Origin of the sequence: Streptococcus infantis, assembly GCF_047464715.1 — a bacterium.
In the GTDB taxonomy this organism is placed as follows: Bacteria; Bacillota; Bacilli; order Lactobacillales; family Streptococcaceae; genus Streptococcus; species Streptococcus infantis_S.
Genome location: NZ_JASHBJ010000001.1, coordinates 112,305 through 132,809, shown reverse-complemented (window position 1 = coordinate 132,809; position 20,505 = coordinate 112,305). Strand labels below are relative to the sequence as shown.

20 protein-coding genes and 1 pseudogene are annotated in these 20,505 nt (G+C 40.3%); 10 read left to right on the top strand and 11 right to left on the bottom strand.

The window, feature by feature from the left end; all coding sequences use genetic code 11:
• Positions 1-304: 304 nt before the first annotated feature.
• From QM419_RS00710 to rpsO, 6 genes are all read right to left on the bottom strand, one after another.
• Positions 305-1,648 carry a DEAD/DEAH box helicase gene (locus QM419_RS00710; RefSeq protein WP_414277559.1) on the bottom strand — a complete coding sequence of 448 codons (1,344 nt, stop codon included), beginning with the start codon at positions 1,646-1,648 and terminating at the stop codon, positions 305-307.
• A gap of 150 nt (positions 1,649-1,798) precedes the next feature.
• Positions 1,799-2,494 carry an alpha/beta hydrolase-fold protein gene (locus QM419_RS00705; RefSeq protein ID WP_414277558.1) on the bottom strand — a complete coding sequence of 232 codons (696 nt, stop codon included), beginning with the start codon at positions 2,492-2,494 and terminating at the stop codon, positions 1,799-1,801.
• On the bottom strand, positions 2,475-3,485 hold the full coding sequence (locus QM419_RS00700) for an ABC transporter substrate-binding protein (protein ID WP_414277557.1): 1,011 nt from the start codon (positions 3,483-3,485) through the stop codon (positions 2,475-2,477). Before QM419_RS00700 ends, QM419_RS00705 begins: the two co-directional genes overlap by 20 nt.
• Positions 3,486-3,508: 23 nt before the next feature.
• Positions 3,509-4,264 carry an ABC transporter ATP-binding protein gene (locus QM419_RS00695; protein WP_414253880.1) on the bottom strand — a complete coding sequence of 252 codons (756 nt, stop codon included), beginning with the start codon at positions 4,262-4,264 and terminating at the stop codon, positions 3,509-3,511.
• 1 nt (position 4,265) lies between these two features.
• Positions 4,266-5,312: a FecCD family ABC transporter permease gene (locus QM419_RS00690; RefSeq protein WP_414253881.1), complete on the bottom strand. Its 1,047-nt coding sequence runs from the start codon at positions 5,310-5,312 to the stop codon at positions 4,266-4,268.
• 471 nt (positions 5,313-5,783) lie between these two features.
• Positions 5,784-6,053: a 30S ribosomal protein S15 gene (gene rpsO / locus QM419_RS00685; protein WP_001018251.1), complete on the bottom strand. Its 270-nt coding sequence runs from the start codon at positions 6,051-6,053 to the stop codon at positions 5,784-5,786.
• 205 nt (positions 6,054-6,258) lie between these two features.
• On the opposite strand from rpsO, the gene QM419_RS00680 reads away from it, so the two are divergent.
• From QM419_RS00680 to thrS, 3 genes and pseudogenes are all read left to right on the top strand, one after another.
• Positions 6,259-6,630, top strand: a complete 372-nt coding sequence (locus QM419_RS00680; protein ID WP_414258835.1) for a hypothetical protein — start codon at positions 6,259-6,261, stop codon at positions 6,628-6,630.
• Positions 6,631-6,751: 121 nt separating this feature from the next.
• Positions 6,752-6,879 (top strand): annotated as a pseudogene (locus QM419_RS00675) (AAA family ATPase); the annotation flags it as partial.
• A 69-nt stretch (positions 6,880-6,948) separates the two neighbouring features.
• On the top strand, positions 6,949-8,892 hold the full coding sequence (gene thrS, locus QM419_RS00670; protein WP_414277556.1) for a threonine--tRNA ligase: 1,944 nt from the start codon (positions 6,949-6,951) through the stop codon (positions 8,890-8,892).
• A 212-nt stretch (positions 8,893-9,104) separates the two neighbouring features.
• Here the strand turns inward: thrS and QM419_RS00665 are convergent, their stop codons facing one another.
• The 3 genes from QM419_RS00665 to QM419_RS00655 all read right to left on the bottom strand — a co-directional run bounded on the left by QM419_RS00665 (position 9,105) and on the right by QM419_RS00655 (position 12,109).
• Positions 9,105-10,154 carry a DUF389 domain-containing protein gene (locus QM419_RS00665; RefSeq protein ID WP_414277555.1) on the bottom strand — a complete coding sequence of 350 codons (1,050 nt, stop codon included), beginning with the start codon at positions 10,152-10,154 and terminating at the stop codon, positions 9,105-9,107.
• A 310-nt stretch (positions 10,155-10,464) separates the two neighbouring features.
• The gene (locus QM419_RS00660; RefSeq protein ID WP_414277554.1) at positions 10,465-11,439 is read right to left on the bottom strand and encodes a sensor histidine kinase; all 975 of its coding nucleotides are present in this window, start codon (positions 11,437-11,439) and stop codon (positions 10,465-10,467) included.
• Positions 11,432-12,109: a response regulator transcription factor gene (locus QM419_RS00655; RefSeq protein WP_414277553.1), complete on the bottom strand. Its 678-nt coding sequence runs from the start codon at positions 12,107-12,109 to the stop codon at positions 11,432-11,434. Before QM419_RS00655 ends, QM419_RS00660 begins: the two co-directional genes overlap by 8 nt.
• Positions 12,110-12,204: 95 nt before the next feature.
• On the opposite strand from QM419_RS00655, the gene QM419_RS00650 reads away from it, so the two are divergent.
• Entirely contained in the window at positions 12,205-13,281 is a 1,077-nt protein-coding gene (locus QM419_RS00650; protein WP_414277552.1) for a DUF2974 domain-containing protein, read from the top strand.
• 109 nt (positions 13,282-13,390) lie between these two features.
• A complete protein-coding gene (locus tag QM419_RS00645) occupies positions 13,391-14,020 on the top strand; it encodes an MBL fold metallo-hydrolase (RefSeq protein ID WP_414277551.1) in 630 nt (209 codons plus the stop codon).
• Positions 14,021-14,058: 38 nt separating this feature from the next.
• Here QM419_RS00645 and QM419_RS00640 read toward each other — a convergent pair whose 3' ends face one another.
• Positions 14,059-15,951, bottom strand: a complete 1,893-nt coding sequence (locus QM419_RS00640) for a M13 family metallopeptidase (protein ID WP_414277550.1) — start codon at positions 15,949-15,951, stop codon at positions 14,059-14,061.
• 179 nt (positions 15,952-16,130) lie between these two features.
• Here QM419_RS00640 and QM419_RS00635 point away from each other — a divergent pair, with 179 nt between their 5' ends.
• The 5 genes from QM419_RS00635 to QM419_RS00615 all read left to right on the top strand — a co-directional run bounded on the left by QM419_RS00635 (position 16,131) and on the right by QM419_RS00615 (position 20,004).
• Entirely contained in the window at positions 16,131-16,853 is a 723-nt protein-coding gene (locus tag QM419_RS00635; protein WP_006152594.1) for a metal ABC transporter ATP-binding protein, read from the top strand.
• Entirely contained in the window at positions 16,850-17,698 is an 849-nt protein-coding gene (locus QM419_RS00630) for a metal ABC transporter permease (protein ID WP_004251242.1), read from the top strand. The genes QM419_RS00635 and QM419_RS00630 overlap by 4 nt, the downstream gene beginning before the upstream one ends.
• 26 nt (positions 17,699-17,724) lie before the next feature.
• Complete coding sequence (locus tag QM419_RS00625) at positions 17,725-18,657, top strand: metal ABC transporter substrate-binding lipoprotein (RefSeq protein WP_414277549.1); 933 nt, start codon at positions 17,725-17,727, stop codon at positions 18,655-18,657.
• A gap of 120 nt (positions 18,658-18,777) precedes the next feature.
• Complete coding sequence (gene tpx / locus QM419_RS00620) at positions 18,778-19,272, top strand: thiol peroxidase (protein WP_414277548.1); 495 nt, start codon at positions 18,778-18,780, stop codon at positions 19,270-19,272.
• Positions 19,273-19,353: 81 nt separating this feature from the next.
• Positions 19,354-20,004: a metal-dependent transcriptional regulator gene (locus QM419_RS00615; protein ID WP_414277547.1), complete on the top strand. Its 651-nt coding sequence runs from the start codon at positions 19,354-19,356 to the stop codon at positions 20,002-20,004.
• A 41-nt stretch (positions 20,005-20,045) separates the two neighbouring features.
• Here the strand turns inward: QM419_RS00615 and dtd are convergent, their stop codons facing one another.
• The gene (gene dtd, locus QM419_RS00610) at positions 20,046-20,489 is read right to left on the bottom strand and encodes a D-aminoacyl-tRNA deacylase (protein WP_414277546.1); all 444 of its coding nucleotides are present in this window, start codon (positions 20,487-20,489) and stop codon (positions 20,046-20,048) included.
• Positions 20,490-20,505 lie beyond the last annotated feature (16 nt).

Genomic DNA, 20,505 nt, shown 5'->3' with positions numbered 1-20,505 from the left:
GCAATTATTGATACGTTTATCTATTTGTATCTGCTCCCAAGTTAAAAAGTTTTTATAAAATTCAACTTATACACATATATCAGATAAGCAATAACATTTATTTCACCAATCCCAGCTATAAAGTCTTTCATTTAACTTCTCCTACAATCAACTTTTAATTTAAGTATATTATACACTCCATAATATTAAAAGAATGTTTAGATTAAATGATCATTTTCCCAATATCATCTACTGATGAATTCTGTCAATCCCGATGTAGAACTATAAAAAAACAGTAAAACCACTTGGTCCTACTGTTTTACTTTTAAAAGGTTTGGCGTTTAGCTTTACGTTCTGCACGTCCACGGGCACGACTTTCTGCTCGCTTAGCTTTGCGACGTTTTTCATCGACAGCCCACTGAATTTTTTTCTTGTAGCCTGGTTTGACTTTTTTCTTTTTCTTTTTAACCAGTCCAATCATTTCAATGTCCAGTTTTTCCTGTTTCTTCTCACGATTGGCACGACGATCGCGGTCATAGGTATCTTGGAATTCTCCGTCTTTAACCACCTTAGGTACAAACTTAATTCCTAATTTCTCTAACTCACGAATATCAGAGTCATCACTAGGCTGGTAAAGGGTAATAGCTGTACCTGGCAAACCATTACGTCCAGTTCGTCCAACACGGTGAACAAAGAAGGACAAGTCCTGTGGAATAGCATCATTGATAACATGGCTGACACCCTCAATATCAATCCCACGCGCAGCTAGGTCAGTCGCAACGATGTACTCAAAATCAAGATTTTTCACCTGATTCATGATACGTTTGCGTTCACGAGGAGCAATATCTCCATGAATCTTCGCTACCTTCAAGCCTTGAGCTGTTAGGTATGCATGTAATTCATCCGCCCGAGTCTTGGTATTGACAAAAATCATGGCTAGATAAGGCTGCATGACTTGAGTCAACTCATAAATCTGGGCATTCTTGTCACGACCCTTGGTCGAAATCAACCAGTTATCAATTGTATCAGAGATGACTGTTTTGGTCTTGATTTTCTCCATGACAGGATTTGACAAGTATTTCTTCAAGAATGGTTGCAGTTTTTGTGGAATAGTCGCTGAAAAGACCATAAACTGCAAGTCCTTAGGAAGACTTCCTGCAATCTTATCAACCGTCTCCAAGAATCCCATATCCAAGGTCATGTCCGCTTCATCGACTACAAAGGTCTTAGCCTTATGGATAGCCAAATCACCAGACTTGACCAAGTCATAGATACGCCCTGGCGTCCCGATAACAATATGGGGCTGGTTGCTTGCCAGTTTGTCAATTTGGCGAGCCTTATCTGTACCACCAACATAGTTGGCAACACGAATCTCAACATCTGAATGTCCTGCAATCTGGCGAGCCGCTTGATAAATCTGTGTTGCTAACTCACGACTTGGAGCTGTAATAACGGCTTGTACACTATCACTCTCTTCATCTAGCTGTTGGAAAATTGGCAACAAGAAGGTATGGGTCTTTCCTGAACCTGTTTTTGATTCACCGACCAAGTCACGACCTGCCAAAACAATAGGAATCAACTTTTCTTGCACTTCGGTAGGCGTCGTAAACTTCAACTCTTCCAAAGCTTTTTCTATATATTTCTTAAATTTAAATTGTGTAAATGACATAATTTCCTCGATTCTATCTATCTTCTCATTATACCATAATTTCGTTTATTACAGGGAGGGATTTCCGTCAAGGGTAATCGCTTGAAAATTCCAAGGACAAGCATACAAGAGAAACACTCCTAGTTGCGATGAACAAGGAGTGTTATAGGATTATTTGAGCTTCCACTCTTCTCTCAGCCAATCACATAAATGATGATAGCGTTGGTCGAGAGCTTCATGATGCCCATAAGCATCAAATGTAGAATATGTTGTGGGAACTGCTTCTGAAATCAGGTTATGTAGTTCCCTTGCAAACATCGGAGCCTTAGACAGACGATTGGAATGATTGGCACCTTCTGTCTGACCATTTTGCAGATAAATCAGACTTTGACTCTGTATCAGATCATGTTCCCTACAATAGTCTGTAAAGTCTGGATACCAGAAAGAACCACAGATAGAAAAGATACAGGTCACAGGAAGATAACTACTATAGAGACTATAGATAGCAGCAAGACCACCCAGTGAATAACCACCATATGCAATCCTATTTTCATCAATCAAGTAGTCTTTTTTTAGAGTTGTTAGAATTTCTTGAAAGATCTTCTCATGATAGGCTTCTACCTTCCCACCAAAATCCGGAGCCCCTTCTTTTAAAGCTCTAGCCTGCCAGGGTGTGAAGTCATTCAGACGGCTTTCTGGAATCAAACCCACCAAAATCACAGATTGAGATAGGTCTGATAAGTAGTCCAGTTCTCCATCGTTTAAGAGTACAACTGGGTAGGATTGTTTAGAGTCATAGTTTGAAGGAAGACTGACCTTAACTCGAATCCCTTCCCAGTTAAACTCCTTATTTCTTGATAAAGTCATTGATTTTTTCAAGGGAATCAATCACTGAAGGACCATAGTCCATCAATTCATCGTAAGAGATGGTCATGATTTTTTGATTCTTGATTGCTGGTACATTTTCCAAAACAGCATTTGCCTTCATCAAATCCACTGCTTTTTCATCCAACTTTTGATTGCGATCGCTGGTTACATAGATAATCAACTCTGGATCCATTGATACTAGATTTTCCAAGGTCAAACCAGATGTTCCTGTTGCAACATTGGTATAACCAAGTTGGTTAAGCAGGCTTTCTTGGAGGGCTGATTTGTAGGCACCAAAGGTTTCGTCATTGTAAGCAACCATAATCAAAGCTTTTTTCTTTTCACCCTGTGTTTCTGGGTTGGCCTTTTTAACCGCATCGATTTTAGCTTGTAATTGTTCTGCGTACTGGTTAGCCTTGTCTTGAACATTGAAAATGGTACCAAGATTCTTCACATCTTCTACGATATTTCCTAAATCTTGTTGGATAGTTGAAAGTGAAGCTTTTTGCGTATAAACAGGGATTTTATTTTCATTCCAAGCACTAATCGTTCCCATTGACTTTTCAGAGAACATCATATTGCGTCCCATCAAGGCATCTGGTTCATAAGAAAGAACCGTTTCTTGTGAGACAGATTTTTTATCGCCAATATGAGGGATAGCTTCAATGGCATCCTTGTATTTACCAGTTACAGCATTATCAGGATTGAGCATACCAGCAATTTTATCCTTCAAACCGAGTTCAAGTAGGATTTCAGTTGTTGAAAGGTTGTTGGTGATGACCTTTTCAGGTGCCTTTTCAAAGACTTGTTCGACTTCATTTCCTTTAGCATCATAAGTTTTGATGGTTACAGGATAGCTGGTTTCTGTATTGGCTTTTTGACTAGCTTCTGTTGTAGCTGGTGCACTTGCTGTTTCTTTAGAAGTGTTACCACAAGCTGCCAAAGATAAGGTAGCTACTGTTAGGAGCAAAATACTGAGTGATTTTTTCATGTTTTTCTTTTCCTTTTTAATGTTTATAAATAGTGAATCATGGCTTGCTGATCCTCTGTCCAAGTAATCTTACTTTGAACACCATAGACAGCCTGCAAAGACTCGGGTGTGATGGTCTCTTTTGGAGTACCTTGGTAAACAATCTCCCCTTCTTTCATCAGATAGAGATAGTCTGAATAGCGACAAGCTAGCTGAATATCATGCAAGACGGCTAACACATTGATATGGAGATGTTTGACAATGGTTAACAAGTCTAGCTGGTACTTGATATCCAAATGATTGGTCGGTTCATCTAAGAGCAAGAGTGTTGGCTCTTGGGCCAAGGCGCGTGCCAATAAAACCCGTTGTTTCTCTCCTCCTGATAGAGAAGAGTAGAGACGACTTCTCTTTTCGAGCATATCTACCTTGACTAGAGCATCCTCAACCAAGGCAAAGTCTTTTTCTTTTTCCTTTTGTAAGAAAGAGAGATGAGGCGTTCTACCCAGCATAACAATTTCTTCAACCGTACAATCAAACTGGAGTTGATTAAACTGCGTGATGACGGCCATCTGTTTTGCCGTTTCCTTCAGGCTCATTTGTTCCAGTGGTTTCCCATCTAGAGAAATCAAGCCCTGATCAGACTTTTCCTGTCGATAGAGAAGTTTCAACAAGCTAGTCTTCCCACTGCCATTGGGTCCTAAAATAGTATGAAATTGGTTGCCCTCCAGTTTGAGTGAGACTCCTTTGAGAATCTTTTTTTCTCCGATTCCAAAATGAATATCCTGACACATTAAGTCCATATCAGACTCTCACCTCCCTTCGTCTACTTGCAACCATGTAGATAAAGAAAGGTGCACCTACTAGGGCTGTGAATATCCCAATCGGCAGCTCAGCATTTTGGATTAAAACACGAGCAAGAACATCTGCCCAGATAACAAAGAGGGCTCCGAGCAAGGTTGCTATCGGAAAAAGCCTTCTGTAGTTTGTACCCACCAAACTTCTCGCCAAATGTGGGGTAATAAGACCGACAAAACCGATAATCCCACAGGTTGATACCAAGATAGCTGTCAGCACAGCCACAATCGTCACATAGAGATACCAATAAAAACGTAGGGGAATCCCCAAGGTCAAGGCTGCCTCATCTCCCATCATCATAGCATTAAAAACACGATATTGAGTAGAGAAAAACAAAAAAGCTATTCCCACGACTACTGCTGGCAGGGTTAAGTGAGCCCAGGAGATCCCTGCTAGAGAACCCATGGTCCAAAACTTGATGGTCATGACACTATCTGCATTAGCGCCAATTGAGATAATAAAGTTTGAAAAAGCCAAAAAGAGTGCATTGACCACAGTCCCTGATAAAATGAGGCTAGAAGTTGTCATCCTGCCTTGCATGGAAGCAATGAGTAAGACTGCAACTGTTGCCACAAGCGCTCCAAGGAATGAACCAAGACCAATCATGACCTTAAAGCCAAGAATGATACTCAAAGTCGCACCAAAGGTTGCCCCAGCAGAAATTCCTAACACATAGGGCTCTGCGATTGGATTATTGACTGTTGACTGCATGACACTACCACACATAGATAGGCCTGCACCAACTATTAAAGCAAGAAAAACCCGTGGCAATCTCATATTCCAGACAATCGCAAGTGTCGACTTCGAAAAGTCTTCTATCTCCAGCGGAGCTCCCATCTTACTCAAAATTATCCGATAAGTATCACTCAAACTAATTTGAACTGAACCCATAGAAACAGCTAGAAACAGTGAGATTCCCAATGCTCCTAGCAAAAAAGCAAGGAGAAAAAAATATCGTAGGTTTTGATGGCTTCCAGAAAATTTGGAAAGCATGAAACCCTCCCTTTATCAAAGATTAAAAATTTAGACAATTTTCATAAATTAGTATACCACATTTCTAAAGCAGGGACAAGACTAGAAAAATATAGAAAGAAGGCCTCTGAAGTCAGAGAGCTAATTTGAGCTTGGGCTAAAATCCTAGTGAACAAAAAAATCTCCCCGAAGGGAGAGCTTTCTGCTTTATTTTACCTTACGATGCTAGGAACCGAAGCCGAAGATTGTACTTGCGTATACCCAGGTAAGGTGACAAAAACAAAAAAGCTACTCAACTAGAGTAGCCTAATTCTCAAGATATGCTCAATTGAACACGGCCTAAGCACTTGGCAAAAACAAAAAGCCCTCTGAAGTCAGAGAGCTTTATTCTTGCTGGATAAAACGTTTATAAACTAGGCGATAAGCCGAAGATTGTACTGATGGTACATCGAGGCGAAGTCAACGAAGTATAGAAACGTTTTAGACGCAAGATTAACGACGAAGTCCAAGAGAGTTGATTAACTCACGGTAACGGTTAACGTCGTTTTTACGCAAGTATGCAAGCAAGTTACGACGGCGACCGATTTTCTTCATCAATCCACGGTAAGTAGCGTGGTCTTTTTTGTGTTGTTTGATGTGTTCGTTAAGGTGGTTGATTTCCCAAGTAAGGACAGCAACTTGAACCTCTACTGAACCTGTATCACCTTCGTGACGGGCATATTGTGCGATGATTTCATTTTTTTTCTCTTTTGAGATTGCCATGATGTTTCTCCTTTTTATTTGGCTTCATCCGAGTGACAGGTTGGCATGCCTGTAACCAAGAAGAAGTTATTTGTCTTTACGACAGTTCTTATTCTACCAATAACTAACTTCTTTGTCAACTAATTTACTATCAATACCGCAAATGTGCTATAATAGTTATAGGAAGGATATCTAAGGTGACAGCTTGAAAAGTGAGGTGATTACCATGCGTAAATTCTCGCAATATCTCCCCTACTATCTGGTCATATTTTTCTTTTATTGGCCACTTTATGGATTATTTATACTACTATTACAGAATCCAAAACTAACGGAGCTCTATCTTTTAAATATATTCATCATTTCGCCTGTTGTAGTTTTTATAGTTTCGCTTCTTTATAGCTACCGATTTGGTTTTTCACTACATTGGCTTTTAGGTAGTTGCTTGCTCTATGGATTTACTATCATTCCTTTCGGAGAATTTATCATTGTTTATTTCCTAGCCTATGAAATTCTTATTTTGCTAGGTATGGCTATCGGTATCATTATCAAGTATTTAGTGAAAAAACTGAAAAACAAAAAACTTTCACAAAATCCTTGAAAAATCTCGCAATCATGCTATAATAATGCATAGAGACAAGTCACTTAGAATCTTTCTTTTAGAGAGTGCGTGGTTGCTGAGAACGCATAGGAAGTCTAAACTGATACTACTCTACTAACTTTTATGCAAACATAAAACGGTGGCTACGTTAGAGCTAATCAGAGGTGTCCCTCTTTTTTGAGGAACATAAATGAAGGTGGAACCACGTTGCGACGTCCTTTCGAGGAGGTCGCTTTTTGTTTTTCTTGATTTAAGATTGCAAAATCGAAAAACACTTCTGTTCTAAAAATAATGGATAACTAATATAAGGAGAAAACCATGATTAAAATTACTTTCCCAGATGGCGCTGTTCGTGAATTCGAATCTGGCGTTACAACTTTTGAAATTGCCCAATCTATCAGCAATTCCCTAGCTAAAAAGGCTCTTGCTGGTAAATTTAACGGCAAATTGATTGACACTACTCGTGCTATCACAGAAGACGGAAGCATCGAAATCGTGACACCTGATCACGAAGATGCCCTTCCAATCTTGCGTCACTCAGCAGCTCACTTGTTTGCCCAAGCAGCTCGTCGCCTTTTCCCAGATATCCACTTGGGTGTCGGTCCAGCAATCGAAGATGGTTTCTACTACGATACAGACAACCAAGCGGGTCAAATCTCTAACGAAGATCTTCCTCGTATCGAAGAAGAAATGAAGAAAATCGTTAAGGAAAACTTCCCGTCTATCCGTGAAGAAGTGACTAAAGATGAAGCGCGTAAAATCTTCAAAAACGATCCATACAAATTGGAATTGATCGAAGAGCACTCAGAAGACGAGGGTGGCTTGACCATCTACCGTCAAGGTGAATATGTAGACCTTTGCCGTGGCCCACACGTCCCATCAACTGGTCGTATCCAAATCTTCCACCTTCTCAATGTAGCAGGTGCTTACTGGCGTGGAAATAGCGATAATGCTATGATGCAACGTATCTACGGTACTGCTTGGTTTGACAAGAAAGATTTGAAGAACTACCTTCAAATGCGTGAAGAAGCCAAAGAACGTGACCACCGTAAACTTGGGAAAGAGCTTGACCTCTTCATGATTTCTCAAGAGGTTGGTCAAGGTCTTCCATTCTGGTTGCCAAATGGAGCGACTATCCGTCGTGAATTGGAACGCTACATCGTGGACAAAGAAATCGCTGCTGGTTACCAACACGTCTACACTCCACCAATTGCCTCAGTAGAACTTTACAAGACTTCTGGTCACTGGGATCACTACCGTGAAGATATGTTCCCAACTATGGATATGGGTGATGGTGAAGAATTCGTTCTTCGTCCAATGAACTGTCCTCACCATATCGAAGTCTTTAAACACCACGTTCACTCTTACCGTGAATTGCCAATCCGTATCGCTGAAATCGGTATGATGCACCGCTATGAAAAATCTGGTGCTCTCACAGGTCTCCAACGTGTACGTGAAATGTCACTTAATGACGGTCACACTTTCGTAACACCTGAACAAATCAAAGATGAGTTCCAACGTACGCTTCAATTGATTATCGATGTTTACGAAGATTTCAACTTGACTGACTATCGTTTCCGTTTATCATATCGTGACCCTCAAGATACTCACAAATATTTTGATAATGATGAAATGTGGGAAAACGCTCAACGTATGTTGAAATCAGCCATGGATGACATGGGACTTGACTACTTTGAAGCTGAAGGTGAAGCTGCCTTCTACGGGCCAAAATTGGATATCCAAGTCAAGACAGCTCTTGGTAAAGAAGAAACTCTTTCTACTATCCAGCTTGACTTCTTGCTTCCAGAACGCTTCGACCTTAAATACATCGGAGCTGATGGTGAAGAGCACCGTCCAGTGATGATCCACCGTGGTGTTATCTCAACTATGGAACGCTTCACAGCTATCTTGATTGAAAACTACAAGGGTGCCTTCCCAACATGGCTTGCACCTCACCAAGTAACTCTTATCCCAGTTTCTAACGAGAAACATGTGGATTACGCTTGGGAAGTAGCTAAGAAACTCCGTGACCGTGGTGTCCGTGCTGATGTAGATGAACGTAATGAAAAAATGCAGTTCAAGATCCGTGCTTCACAAACTCAAAAAATTCCTTACCAATTAATCGTTGGTGATAAGGAAATGGAAGAGCAAGCCGTAAACGTTCGCCGTTATGGTCAAAAAGAAACAGAAACCATGCCGGTAGACGCATTTGTAGAATTGATTCTTGCAGACATTGCCAACAAATCACGTGTTGAAAAATAAACGATAAAACCTGGGATAAAAATTCCAGCCACCTAAAAAGCAACAACTATTTCAGTTGTTGCTTTTTTGTATTTTGATTAAGCTGAGCTAGTAGTAATCGGTCAAACCACCACAAATGGCAGCCTCATCAATAATCCTTTCTATCCACTAACTTTTGGATATAGGATATCCTCCCAAGATTTGCTTCCATGAGTTAGATAAGTTGACTATCCTCAGTCCTTGTCTGCTTCATTTTCTTTTGCGCGATCGTTTTGTAAATCTTTTTCAGAGAGTTTTTGTTCGATATACTTGTCAATGTTTTCGTAAAATTCCTTGGTCGCCTCACTATCTAATTTTGCCGAATTATGGAATTGCTTGACTTTCAATTGAACAGATTGAATACCGTAAGAGGCTTGTTTTTGACGAATGGTTTCTAATTCTTCTTCTGAAATCGGATCTCCAACAACCGTCAAGACCAATTCATTGTTACTTGACTTGTAGACTTGATTAATAACCGTATAATTGGCGAACTCTTTTCCTACAAACTGTTTGATCCCTTCTTTGCGCGCTTGTTCTATTGTCAGAGTAACTGCCGAATAGCTAGCTGGAAGAATCAACAATACAATCAAAGATATCAAGCCAATTCTCATTTTAATGCTCAGCTCTTTAAATGAAGTTAAAGGAGATTTTCTCATCAAAATTCTTGTTCCAACAATGTTGGCTAGCATGATAAAGACACAGTTGATCAAGAAAAGATAGAGAGCCCCCAATAAAAATCGTACATTCCCATTAGCTAAACCATAGCCAGCAGTACAGATAGGCGGCATCAGAGCTGTAGCAATGGCTACTCCTGGCACGATATTGTTTGCTTCTTTTTTCCTTGAACCAATTACTCCTGCTATCCCACCCGCAATAGCAATGAGGACATCCCAAATGGTTGGAGAGGTTCGTGCAATCAACTCGCTACTTGCATAAGACAAGGGAGAAATCCAGAAATACAGAGTCGAGACAAGCAAACTGACCAACACTTGAGTCAATAAAACCTCTAGAGATTGCTTGATTAAACGCGTATCAAAAATAGCTAAACCGAATCCCAGTCCAACAATCGGTGTCATGAGAGGTGAAATCAACATGGCTCCTATAATGACAGCTGTTGAATTCATATTTAGTCCGATAGAGGCAATAAAAATTGCACACATCAAAATCGCTGTATCTCTCAATCGAACATGAAGGTCATCGTATAATTTCTCACGGTATTCCCGTGTTGAATAGTTTCCGGTCATTGGTTACTCCTTTTATTTCATATAATCTTGTTTCTGCATGGATGATGGTAGAGAGACATCTGTCCAATCTTACATATTTTTAATTCTCACCTGTCATTCTTTTGAACATTATCTTTTAACTATCCATCAGTCCATCCTTGATATTATATCAAAAATTTTACAACCTTTCTCTGAAGAACTCAATCAATTTAAAAGATAGTGAAAGGAAAAAATTCCAGTTATCTTTTTCTTTGTTCTATCCTATTTTCTCACTACATAGAAATCTAAAGAAGAGCTTGAAAGATTTCTTCCAAGCTCTTAGCAATTCTTTTCATTCGATCAGTAGGTTTACTTCTGAAAACTTAATGCGCACAGTCGTCCCTTGACCAAGTTCAGATTCGATACGGATTTGATGTCCTAATTCTTGGCTGATTTTTTGGGTCAAGTAGAGTCCAAGTCCAGATGACTGCTGGGTCATGCGACCATTATAGCCTGAAAATCCGCGTTCAAAAACTCGCAATTGATCACTGTTTTTAATGCCAATCCCAGTATCTTTGATGCAAAGTTCTTGATCTTCCATATAGATCTCAATTCCACCTTCATTTGTGTATTTGAGGCTATTTGAAAGGATTTGTTCAATAACTACTAACAACCATTTTTTATCCGTCACAATGCTTCTATCCAAGTCATGCAGATTAACACTTAAACCTCTCTGGATAAAGAAAATGGCATATTTGCGAATGACTTCCTTGACCAAATCCTCCACATTTTCTTTTTTCAACACCAGATCATCATGGAAGCTCTCTAAGCGTAGGTATTGGAGAACGAGGTTTGTATAGGAATCAATCTTAAAAATTTCCTGTTCTAGCTGTTGCTTCAGTTGGCGATCTGCCACCTCGCTCACGAGGAGTTTACTGGCCGCAATTGGTGTTTTTATCTGATGCACCCAGAGAGTATAGTAGTCCACCAAGTCATTATAGCGATTTTCCGCATCTGATTTCTTTTGATAAAGTTCCTCTTCACTTTTCTCTAATTTTTCAGTTAGTAAGAGCTCCATTGGTGACTTGGCTTCTCTTTCGCCGTAGAACAGTTCCTTACGGTAGCGTTGCAATTCTATCAAGAAATCAAATACCAGAAACAAAAATGTCAAAAATGTAGATAGAAAGAAGAAATAGTTAAAGTAGGGCCCTTGCTTATCAAACAAGATTTCAAAGAGAAAAAGCAAACCTGTAAGCGATAGAATAAAAGCAAAAAAACGTCTACGCGAACGGATATAAGCTAGAAAAAAACTTTTAAAATCAAGCATGTTTCAACCCGTACCCTATTCCTTTCTTGGTTTCAATAAAACCAATCAAACCTTCTTCCTCAAGTTTTTTGCGCAAGCGAGCGACATTAACGGATAAGGTATTATCATCGATGAAGAAATCACTATTCCAAAGTTCCCGCATCAAATCGTCACGCGCCACGATATTGCCTGCATGCTCAAATAAGACACGTAAAATCTGAAATTCATTCTTTGTTAAACTGATAGTTTTTCCATTGACATGCACATCCATAGACTTGGTATTGAGGATAACTCCTGCATACTCTAAGAGACTTTCATCCCGCCCAAACTCATAGGAGCGACGTAACAAGCCCTGCACCTTGGCTATGAGGACCTGCTGGTCAAAAGGCTTGGTTACAAAATCGTCAGCTCCCATATTAATAGCCATCACGATGTCCATAGCCTGATCTCTTGAAGACAGAAACATAATAGGAACTTTGGAAATCTTGCGAATTTCCTGACACCAATGATAACCATTAAAGAGAGGCAATCCAATATCCATCAGGACCAGATGAGGCTCAGACTGAACAAATAGCGTCAGAACTTCCATAAAGTCCTCAACCAAAATCACCTCAAAACCCCATTCAGAGAGCATTTTCCCAACTTGTTGACGAATGACTTGATCATCTTCTACTAGTAAAATCTTGTGCATCTGCTCCTCCTTTTTTTATATTATAGCAAAATTCTCCTGACTACTAGCGAAATTGATGTAAATCTGATATGATAAAAGTTAAGAAAGGAATTCTCATGGCCAAAATTTTTGACTATCTAACTGATGTTCAATACGATTCTTTTTATGATCTTCCCTTAAATGAACTGGATATACTTGCTTTGACTGAGCTGACCTATCTTTCTTTTGATAACTTACTAGACGAGTCAGATAATCGGTTACTAGATGTCGCAACACGTGTTCCTCGTGACAGTAACATGTTGACCAATAAAGAACGTCTGCAACTCTTAGATCAACTCTCCACACACAAGCGTTTTAAAAATAGCAAGCTCTCTAACTTTGTCAACGATATTGATGTGGAACTCCAAAAGCAATTCGCTGCTATGACCTATCGTCTTAATTTAGATACTTATCTGATTGTCTTTCGTGGTACAGACGATAGTATTATTGGTTGGAAAGAAGATTTCCATATGACCTATATGAAGGAAATCCCTGCCCAAAAGCATGCTCTTGAATACTTGGAAGATTTCTTTAAACAATATCCAAAGCGAAAAGTAATCATTGCTGGACATTCTAAAGGTGGGAATCTAGCCGTCTATGCTGCAAGTCAAATCCAGCCTGAGTTGCAAGAAAAAATCTCGGCTATCTATACCTATGATGCTCCTGGTTTGCAGGCTCATCTGACTGAAACCACTGGCTACCAAGACATTATCCCTAAAATTCACCGTTATGTACCCCAGGGATCTGTTATTGGAATGATGTTTGAAGTGCCTGATACTCCTATTGTCGTGCGAAGTCTAGCCCTAGGCGGTATCGCCCAACACAATACTTTCAGCTGGCAAACTGAAGGAACTCACTTTGTCCAACTAGAGTCCATCAGTAGCGAAAGTCTCCAAATCAAAGACACTCTTAAGGAATGGGTGGACAGTGTTCCCGATGAGGAATTAGAACTTTATTTTGATCTCTTCTTTGGAACTATCCTAGAGTCTGGAATTAGCTCTATTAATGAACTATCCTCAAAAAATGCGATTGAACATGTTCGACAACTTGTTTCTCAAGCCCAGACACTAGAGCCTGAGCAAGTCGAAATCTTAAAAAATCTGACACAACTCCTACTGGATGCACGCTTCCAAGCCTGGAAAAATCATTTTTAATGTATTAAAAAGTCCCTTCTTTTATGGAGGGACTTTCTTGTTGATCGATTCCTTATTTTATTCTTCTGTGTTATACTAGAAACTGTAAATCTATGAAAGAGGAAATCCTATGAAAATCCATAAAACTGTGAATCCTATCGCCTATGAAAATACTTATTATCTTGAAGGGGAGCAACACCTGATTGTAGTCGATCCTGGTAGCCATTGGGAGGCCATTCGCAAGACTATCGAAACCATCAACAAACCGGTCTGTGCCATTCTTCTGACCCACACTCACTACGACCATATTATGAGTCTTGACTTGGTCAGAGATACTTATGGAAATCCTCCAGTCTATGTGGCAGAAAGTGAATCTTCTTGGCTCTATACTCCTGTTGACAACCTTTCAGGTCTCCCTCGACATGACGATATGGCAGATGTCATCTGCAAACCAGCTGAACACACTTATGTCTTTCATGAAGAATACCAGATTGAAGAATTCCGCTTTACAGTCTTACCAACGCCAGGCCACTCTATCGGTGGAGTTTCATTGGTTTTCCCAGATGGACACTTAGTCTTAACGGGAGATGCCCTTTTCCGAGAAACCATTGGTCGGACAGATTTGCCAACTGGTAGTATGGAACAGCTCCTTCATAGTGTCCAAACCCAGCTCTTTACTCTTCCAAACTACGATGTCTATCCAGGACATGGTCCAGCTACGACCATCGCTCACGAAAAAACCTTTAATCCATTTTTCTAAAACATAAAAACCAAGGACAATCATCCTTGGTTTTTTGATTACCAAATAATCACACGGTCTTCTGGTGAGCGCCACATGCCGTCACCTTCTTTGACATCATAGGTTGTAAAGAAGTCGTCAAAGTTTGGCACTTGGACGTTGACACGGAGTTTAGCTGGCGCGTGTACGTCGACGCTAGCCATGAGTTTCATCAACTCTGGGCGACCTTTCATACGCCAGATACGTGCAAAGTTATGGAAGAACTCTTCAGCTGAGAAATCTGGCTCTCTCTTAGCAGCTTCTAGCGCTGCAGCAATTCCTCCAAGGTCGGCAACGTTTTCTGACACGGTTAGTTTCCCATTGATTTTTGCACCGTAAGATTCTTGACCATCAAACTGGTCGATAACCTTCTGTGTTTTTTCTTTAAAGGCTGCGTAATCGCTCTCAGTCCACCAATCCTTGAGACTTCCATTTTCATCAAAGGAAGCTCCATTAGTATCAAAGGCGTGAGAAATTTCATGGGCAATAACCGCACCAATACCACCATAGTTGGCAGAAGATGACTGATGCAAGTCATAGAATGGTGCCTGTAAGATAGCAGCCGGGAAGACAATCAAGTTCTTTTGTGGATTGTAGTAAGCATTGACCATATGAGCAGGCATGCCCCACTCCTTGTAGTCAACTGGCTGGTTCCACTTGCTCCAGCTGTGCTTGATTTCCACACGCGCAAAGGCAAGGGCATTCTCAAAGAGGCTAGCGTTTTCGTCTACCATCTTATCCTTGTAGCGAGCTGGCAATTCTTCTGGATAACCGATATAAGGCTTGATGACATTGAGTTTAACGATAGCTTTTTCTCGTGTTTCAGGAGTCAGCCAGTCGTTCTTAGCCAAGCGTTCCTTATAAACGTCAATCATAGTTGCTACTTTTTTCTCTACATCCGCCTTGGCTTCTGGAGAGAATTTTTCGTGGGCATACCAAAGGCCGAGGGCTTGTTTGAATGGTCCTTGAGCTAAGTGGTAAGCCGCCTTGCGTTTGTCTTGAGCCTCTGGAACTCCTGAAAGAGCTCGTCCGTAGGCACCTGACAAGATACGAATCTCATCTGTCAAATAGCTCGTTGAAAGGTTGACCACACTCAAGATCAAGCTTGCCTTGAGCAAAGGCCAAGCTTCTTCACTATAGAATTGCTCTGCTGCTTGCCAGAAACGTTCTTCATCTACGATAACCTTATCTGGAGTTTGTCCAATCACAGCTTGGAAGAAGTCATCGAGAGCTAGGGCAGGTGCAAACTTTTTGAAATCTTCATAAGAATACGGATGGTAGAGTTTGGCATATTCTGAACTTTCTTCGTTTGAAAGTACGACAGCTGCGATACGGCGGTCCAATTCCAATCGTTTCTCTAGCAAGTCTTCGATTTCTTCATCTGAGAAGTTATAGGCTTTGAGGAGATTAGAAGTACTTTCTTTCCAAAGATTCAATAATTCCTCACGCTGAGGATGGTCTTCCGCATAGTAGGTTGTGTCAGGCAAGATAGTTCCTGGAGCACTAGCCCAGAGAACATTGGTTCTAGCATCCATAAAGTCTGGTGAAACACCAAATGGAAGGAAGTTTGGTTTGCCAGCTAATTCAAACTCTGCTAGTTTACCTGCGAAATCCGCAAAACTTTCTAAATTCTGATATTCCTTCAATAAAGGAAGGACTGGCTCAATTCCATCTGCTTCTCGCTTATCAAAATCTCTCACCATGCTGTGGTATTTGACAAAGTTTGCTAGGATGGGATCTTCAGGAACATCTTCTCCAGCCAACCACTTGTCAGTTGTTGTTAGCATCAAGTCTTCGATTTCTTCATCAAGGTCGATAAAACCACCTGTTCGCGATTTGTCAGCTGGAATGACCGCAGTCTTTTCCCACTCACCATTTATAGCATCATAAAAATCATCTTGATATCGTGTCATCTTGTTCTCGCTTTCATTTTTCACTTATTCTTAGCTTAGCAAAAATCCCTGGGGAATGCAATTAAAAATGCCGTCTCTTACTGATCGATTTCATCATTAATATTTTAAATTTTTACCAAAATTAACTTGACTTAAAAATAAAATTAAGGTATATTAAAATCCAGGAGGAATACAACTGTATGATACGTATCGAAAACCTCAGTGTCTCCTACAAAGAAACGTTGGCACTTAAGGATATTTCACTAGTGCTCCAAGGACCAACGATTACCGGGATTATTGGTCCAAACGGCGCTGGGAAATCAACATTATTAAAAGGTATGCTGGGCATTATCCCACATGAAGGACATGCTTTTATCGAAGATAAAGAAATGAAAAAATCTCTTAAGAAAGTTGCCTATGTCGAGCAAAAAATTCATATCGACTACAACTTCCCTATCAAGGTAAAAGAATGTGTCTCTCTGGGACTCTATCCATCCATTCCACTCTTTCACACTTTAAAAGCAAACCACTGGCAAAAGGTGGCTGAAGCACTAGAAATTGTTGGACTTTCTGACTACGCAGATCGTCAGATTAGTCAACTCTCTGGTGGCCAATTCCAGCGTGTCTTGATTGCCCGTTGTCTAGTTCAAGATGCTGATTATATTCTCTTAGACGAGCCCTTTGTGGGGATTGACTCTGTCAGTGAAGAGATCATCATGAACACGCTGAGAGAACTTAAAAAAGCTGGCAAGACTGTCCTTATCGTTCACCATGACCTCGGCAAGGTTGCCCATTATTTTGACCAGGTACTCCTTCTCAACAAGGAGCTAATTGCCTTTGGTCCAACAAAGGAGACCTTCACCCAAGCCAATCTCAAACAAGCTTATGGTGACCGACTCTTTTTCAATGGAGGTGACCTATGATTGCAGAATTTATAGATGGATTGCAGAACTTCCACTTTCTCCAAAATGCCTTGATTACAGCTGTTGTGATTGGTATTGTTGCTGGAGCGGTCGGATGCTTTATCATTCTCCGTGGTATGTCCCTTATGGGAGATGCTATCTCGCACGCTGTCTTACCTGGTGTAGCTCTTTCTTTTATTTTAGGAATTGACTTCTTTATTGGTGCTATCATCTTTGGACTGCTTGCCTCTGTCATCATCACCTACATCAAGGGGAACTCTATTATCAAGAGTGACACTGCCATTGGGATTACCTTTTCATCTTTATTGGCTCTGGGCATTATCTTGATTAGTGTGGCTAAAAGCTCGACTGACCTCTTCCATATTCTCTTTGGGAATATCTTAGCTGTGCAAGACATAGACATGTATATTACCATCGGTATGGGAGCTCTCATTCTATTGATTATCGGGATTTTCTTCAAGCAACTCTTGATTACATCCTTTGATGAACTCCTAGCCAAAGCTATGGGCATGCCAGTTAATTTCTACCACTATCTACTCATGATACTCTTGACTTTGGTGTCAGTGACTGCTATGCAAAGTGTCGGAACCATCCTTATCGTAGCCATGCTGATTACTCCAGCCGCGACAGCTTATCTTTACGCCAATAGTCTAAAGACCATGATTTTTCTTTCATCAGGCTTGGGAGCTCTAGCTTCTGTCTTGGGACTTTTTATCGGTTATAGCTTTAACCTGGCTGCAGGTTCAAGTATCGTGCTGACATCTGCCAGTTTCTTTCTTATCAGTTTCTTTATCGCACCAAAACAACGTTATCTGAAGCTGAAAAATAAAAAAATCAAACAATAATGAGGGAGCCCCTCTGGAGGAATCTAATGAAAAAATTAGGTACATTGCTTGTTCTTTTTCTTGCTATCATTGGATTAGCTGCCTGTGCTAGCGGAAAAAAAGACACAGCATCTACAAACCAAAAACTAAAGGTTGTAGCAACTAACTCTATCATCGCTGATATTACTAAAAATATCGCAGGAGACAAGATTGATCTTCATAGTATCGTGCCTGTAGGACAAGATCCACACGAGTACGAGCCACTACCAGAAGACGTCAAGAAAACTTCGCAAGCCGACTTAATTTTCTACAATGGTATCAACCTTGAAACAGGTGGAAATGCCTGGTTTACAAAATTAGTTGAGAATGCTAAGAAAACTGAAAACAAAGACTACTTTGCAGTTAGTGAAGGCGTTGATGTCATCTACCTAGAAGGCCAAAATGAAAAAGGGAAAGAAGACCCACATGCCTGGCTCAACCTTGAAAATGGGATTATTTATGCGCAAAACATTGCTAAGCAACTAATCGCTAAAGACCCTAACAACAAGGAATTCTACGAAAAGAATCTCAAAGAATACACTGAAAAACTAGACAAGCTTGACAAGGAAGCCAAAGAGAAATTTAACGCCATTGATGCTGACAAGAAACTCATCGTAACCAGCGAAGGATGTTTTAAATACTTCTCTAAAGCTTACGGTGTCCCAAGTGCTTACATCTGGGAAATCAATACTGAAGAAGAGGGAACACCTGACCAAATCAAGACTTTGGTTGAAAAACTTCGCCAAATGAAGGTTCCATCTCTATTTGTTGAATCCAGTGTCGATGATCGTCCAATGAAGACTGTTTCTAAAGACACAAATATCCCAATCTATGCTCAAATCTTTACGGACTCAATCGCTGAAGAAGGTAAAGAAGGCGACAGCTACTACAACATGATGAAATACAACCTTGAAAAGATTGCTGAAGGATTGTCTAAATAATCATTTAAAAAACGTCATTCTCCTTGTATTGGCGTTTTTTGTCTAATCAATTTTCGGTCAAATTATTGGAAGAGCCTGAACATTTAATGTAAAATGAAAGAAAAAAGATTGGAGTAGCTTATGACTACGTTCCTTGGAAACCCTGTTACGTTTACAGGAAAACAACTACAAGTAGGAGACAAAGCCCTTGACTTTTCTCTAACAACAACGGACCTTTCTAAAAAAACACTGGCTGACTTTGAAGGTAAGATAAAGATTTTGAGTGTTATCCCTTCTATCGATACAGGCATCTGCTCACTTCAGACTCGTCGCTTTAATGAAGAACTGGCTAGCTTGGACAACACTGTAGTCCTAACAGTATCAATGGACCTTCCATTTGCACAAAAACGCTGGTGTGGTGCTGAAGGAATTGAAAATGCCATTATGCTCTCAGACTACTTCGACCACTCCTTTGGACGCGATTATGCCCTCTTAATCAATGAATGGCATTTGCTTGCACGCGCAGTTTTTGTTCTCGATACTGATAATACTATCCGCTACGTCGAATACGTAGATAATATCAATAGCGAGCCAGACTTTGAAGCCGCTATTGCAGCTGCAAAAGAACTCAACTAAGTCCAGCTCTTGTAGCAAGAAGCTAGAGAAATCTAGCTTTTTTTGGTATACTAGATGGAGATAATAAACAAGGAAATGCGAATGACACCAAATAAAGAAGACTACTTAAAATGTATTTATGAGATTGGCATGGATGTTCCTAAGATTACCAATAAGGAAATTGCTACTCGGATGCAGGTATCTCCTCCAGCTGTAACTGAAATGATTAAGCGCATGCAGTCTGAAAATCTCATCTTAAAAGATAAGAAAAAAGGATACTTGCTCACCGATATTGGCTTAACACTTGTATCAGAGCTTTATCGTAAACATCGTCTGATTGAGGTTTTCCTGGTCCACCATCTAGACTATACCAGTGACCAAATTGATGAGGAAGCTGAAGTGTTAGAACATACCGTTTCAGACTTTTTTGTAGAGAGATTAGAAAGTATGCTAGGTTTCCCAAAAACTTGCCCTCACGGTGGTACCATTCCTGCTAAGGGAGAACTTTTGGTTGAAATCAACAACCTACCACTAGCAGAAACCAAAGAAGCTGGAACCTATCTCCTGACTCGGGTTCACGATAGCTTTGACCTCCTAAAATATCTGGAAAAACACGCTATCACTATTGGAGACAAGCTCCAAGTTCAACAGTTTGATGACTTTTCGAATACCTTTACTTTGATTCACAACAATGAAGAGCTCCTGGTAAGTCTAGAAATCGCCAAACAGCTCTATGTTGAAAAGATGAACTAAATACGTCACAAAAAAAACCAAGCTAACAAGCTTGGTTTTTCTTATCTATTTTTTGTATCAAGGATGATAGTTACCGGCCCATCATTGACTAGTTCTACCTGCATATCTGCTCCGAAGACTCCTGTTTCAACAGGAACCTCTTTGGCTAGTTCCTGGTTAAAATCTTGATAGAAGGCCTCAGCCATATCTGATTTAGCGGCGCCTGTAAAGGCTGGACGATTGCCTTTTTTAGTATCGGCAAACAGAGTGAATTGAGAGATGGAGAGGATTTCTCCTTGGACATCCTTAACAGACAGATTCATCTTGCCTTCAGCATCTGAGAAAATCCGCATATTGACAAGTTTTCTGACTGCATAATCCAAATCTTCCTGCTGATCCTCAGGTCCAACCCCCACTAAGAGCAAGAGCCCTTGTTTGATTTGACCATGAATCTGCCCCTCAATAGAAACCTGAGCTTCCTTGACGCGCTGAACGATGATTTTCATAGAAATCCTTTCTAAC

Coding starts and splice junctions, on each gene's coding strand:
- QM419_RS00710 (WP_414277559.1), bottom strand. CDS start 1,648: ATGTCATTTACACAATTTAAATTTAAGAAATATATAGAAAAAGCTTTG.
- QM419_RS00705 (WP_414277558.1), bottom strand. CDS start 2,494: ATGACTTTATCAAGAAATAAGGAGTTTAACTGGGAAGGGATTCGAGTT.
- QM419_RS00700 (WP_414277557.1), bottom strand. CDS start 3,485: ATGAAAAAATCACTCAGTATTTTGCTCCTAACAGTAGCTACCTTATCT.
- QM419_RS00695 (WP_414253880.1), bottom strand. CDS start 4,264: ATGGACTTAATGTGTCAGGATATTCATTTTGGAATCGGAGAAAAAAAG.
- QM419_RS00690 (WP_414253881.1), bottom strand. CDS start 5,312: ATGCTTTCCAAATTTTCTGGAAGCCATCAAAACCTACGATATTTTTTT.
- rpsO (WP_001018251.1), bottom strand. CDS start 6,053: ATGGCAATCTCAAAAGAGAAAAAAAATGAAATCATCGCACAATATGCC.
- QM419_RS00680 (WP_414258835.1), top strand. CDS start 6,259: ATGCGTAAATTCTCGCAATATCTCCCCTACTATCTGGTCATATTTTTC.
- thrS (WP_414277556.1), top strand. CDS start 6,949: ATGATTAAAATTACTTTCCCAGATGGCGCTGTTCGTGAATTCGAATCT.
- QM419_RS00665 (WP_414277555.1), bottom strand. CDS start 10,154: ATGACCGGAAACTATTCAACACGGGAATACCGTGAGAAATTATACGAT.
- QM419_RS00660 (WP_414277554.1), bottom strand. CDS start 11,439: ATGCTTGATTTTAAAAGTTTTTTTCTAGCTTATATCCGTTCGCGTAGA.
- QM419_RS00655 (WP_414277553.1), bottom strand. CDS start 12,109: ATGCACAAGATTTTACTAGTAGAAGATGATCAAGTCATTCGTCAACAA.
- QM419_RS00650 (WP_414277552.1), top strand. CDS start 12,205: ATGGCCAAAATTTTTGACTATCTAACTGATGTTCAATACGATTCTTTT.
- QM419_RS00645 (WP_414277551.1), top strand. CDS start 13,391: ATGAAAATCCATAAAACTGTGAATCCTATCGCCTATGAAAATACTTAT.
- QM419_RS00640 (WP_414277550.1), bottom strand. CDS start 15,951: ATGACACGATATCAAGATGATTTTTATGATGCTATAAATGGTGAGTGG.
- QM419_RS00635 (WP_006152594.1), top strand. CDS start 16,131: ATGATACGTATCGAAAACCTCAGTGTCTCCTACAAAGAAACGTTGGCA.
- QM419_RS00630 (WP_004251242.1), top strand. CDS start 16,850: ATGATTGCAGAATTTATAGATGGATTGCAGAACTTCCACTTTCTCCAA.
- QM419_RS00625 (WP_414277549.1), top strand. CDS start 17,725: ATGAAAAAATTAGGTACATTGCTTGTTCTTTTTCTTGCTATCATTGGA.
- tpx (WP_414277548.1), top strand. CDS start 18,778: ATGACTACGTTCCTTGGAAACCCTGTTACGTTTACAGGAAAACAACTA.
- QM419_RS00615 (WP_414277547.1), top strand. CDS start 19,354: ATGACACCAAATAAAGAAGACTACTTAAAATGTATTTATGAGATTGGC.
- dtd (WP_414277546.1), bottom strand. CDS start 20,489: ATGAAAATCATCGTTCAGCGCGTCAAGGAAGCTCAGGTTTCTATTGAG.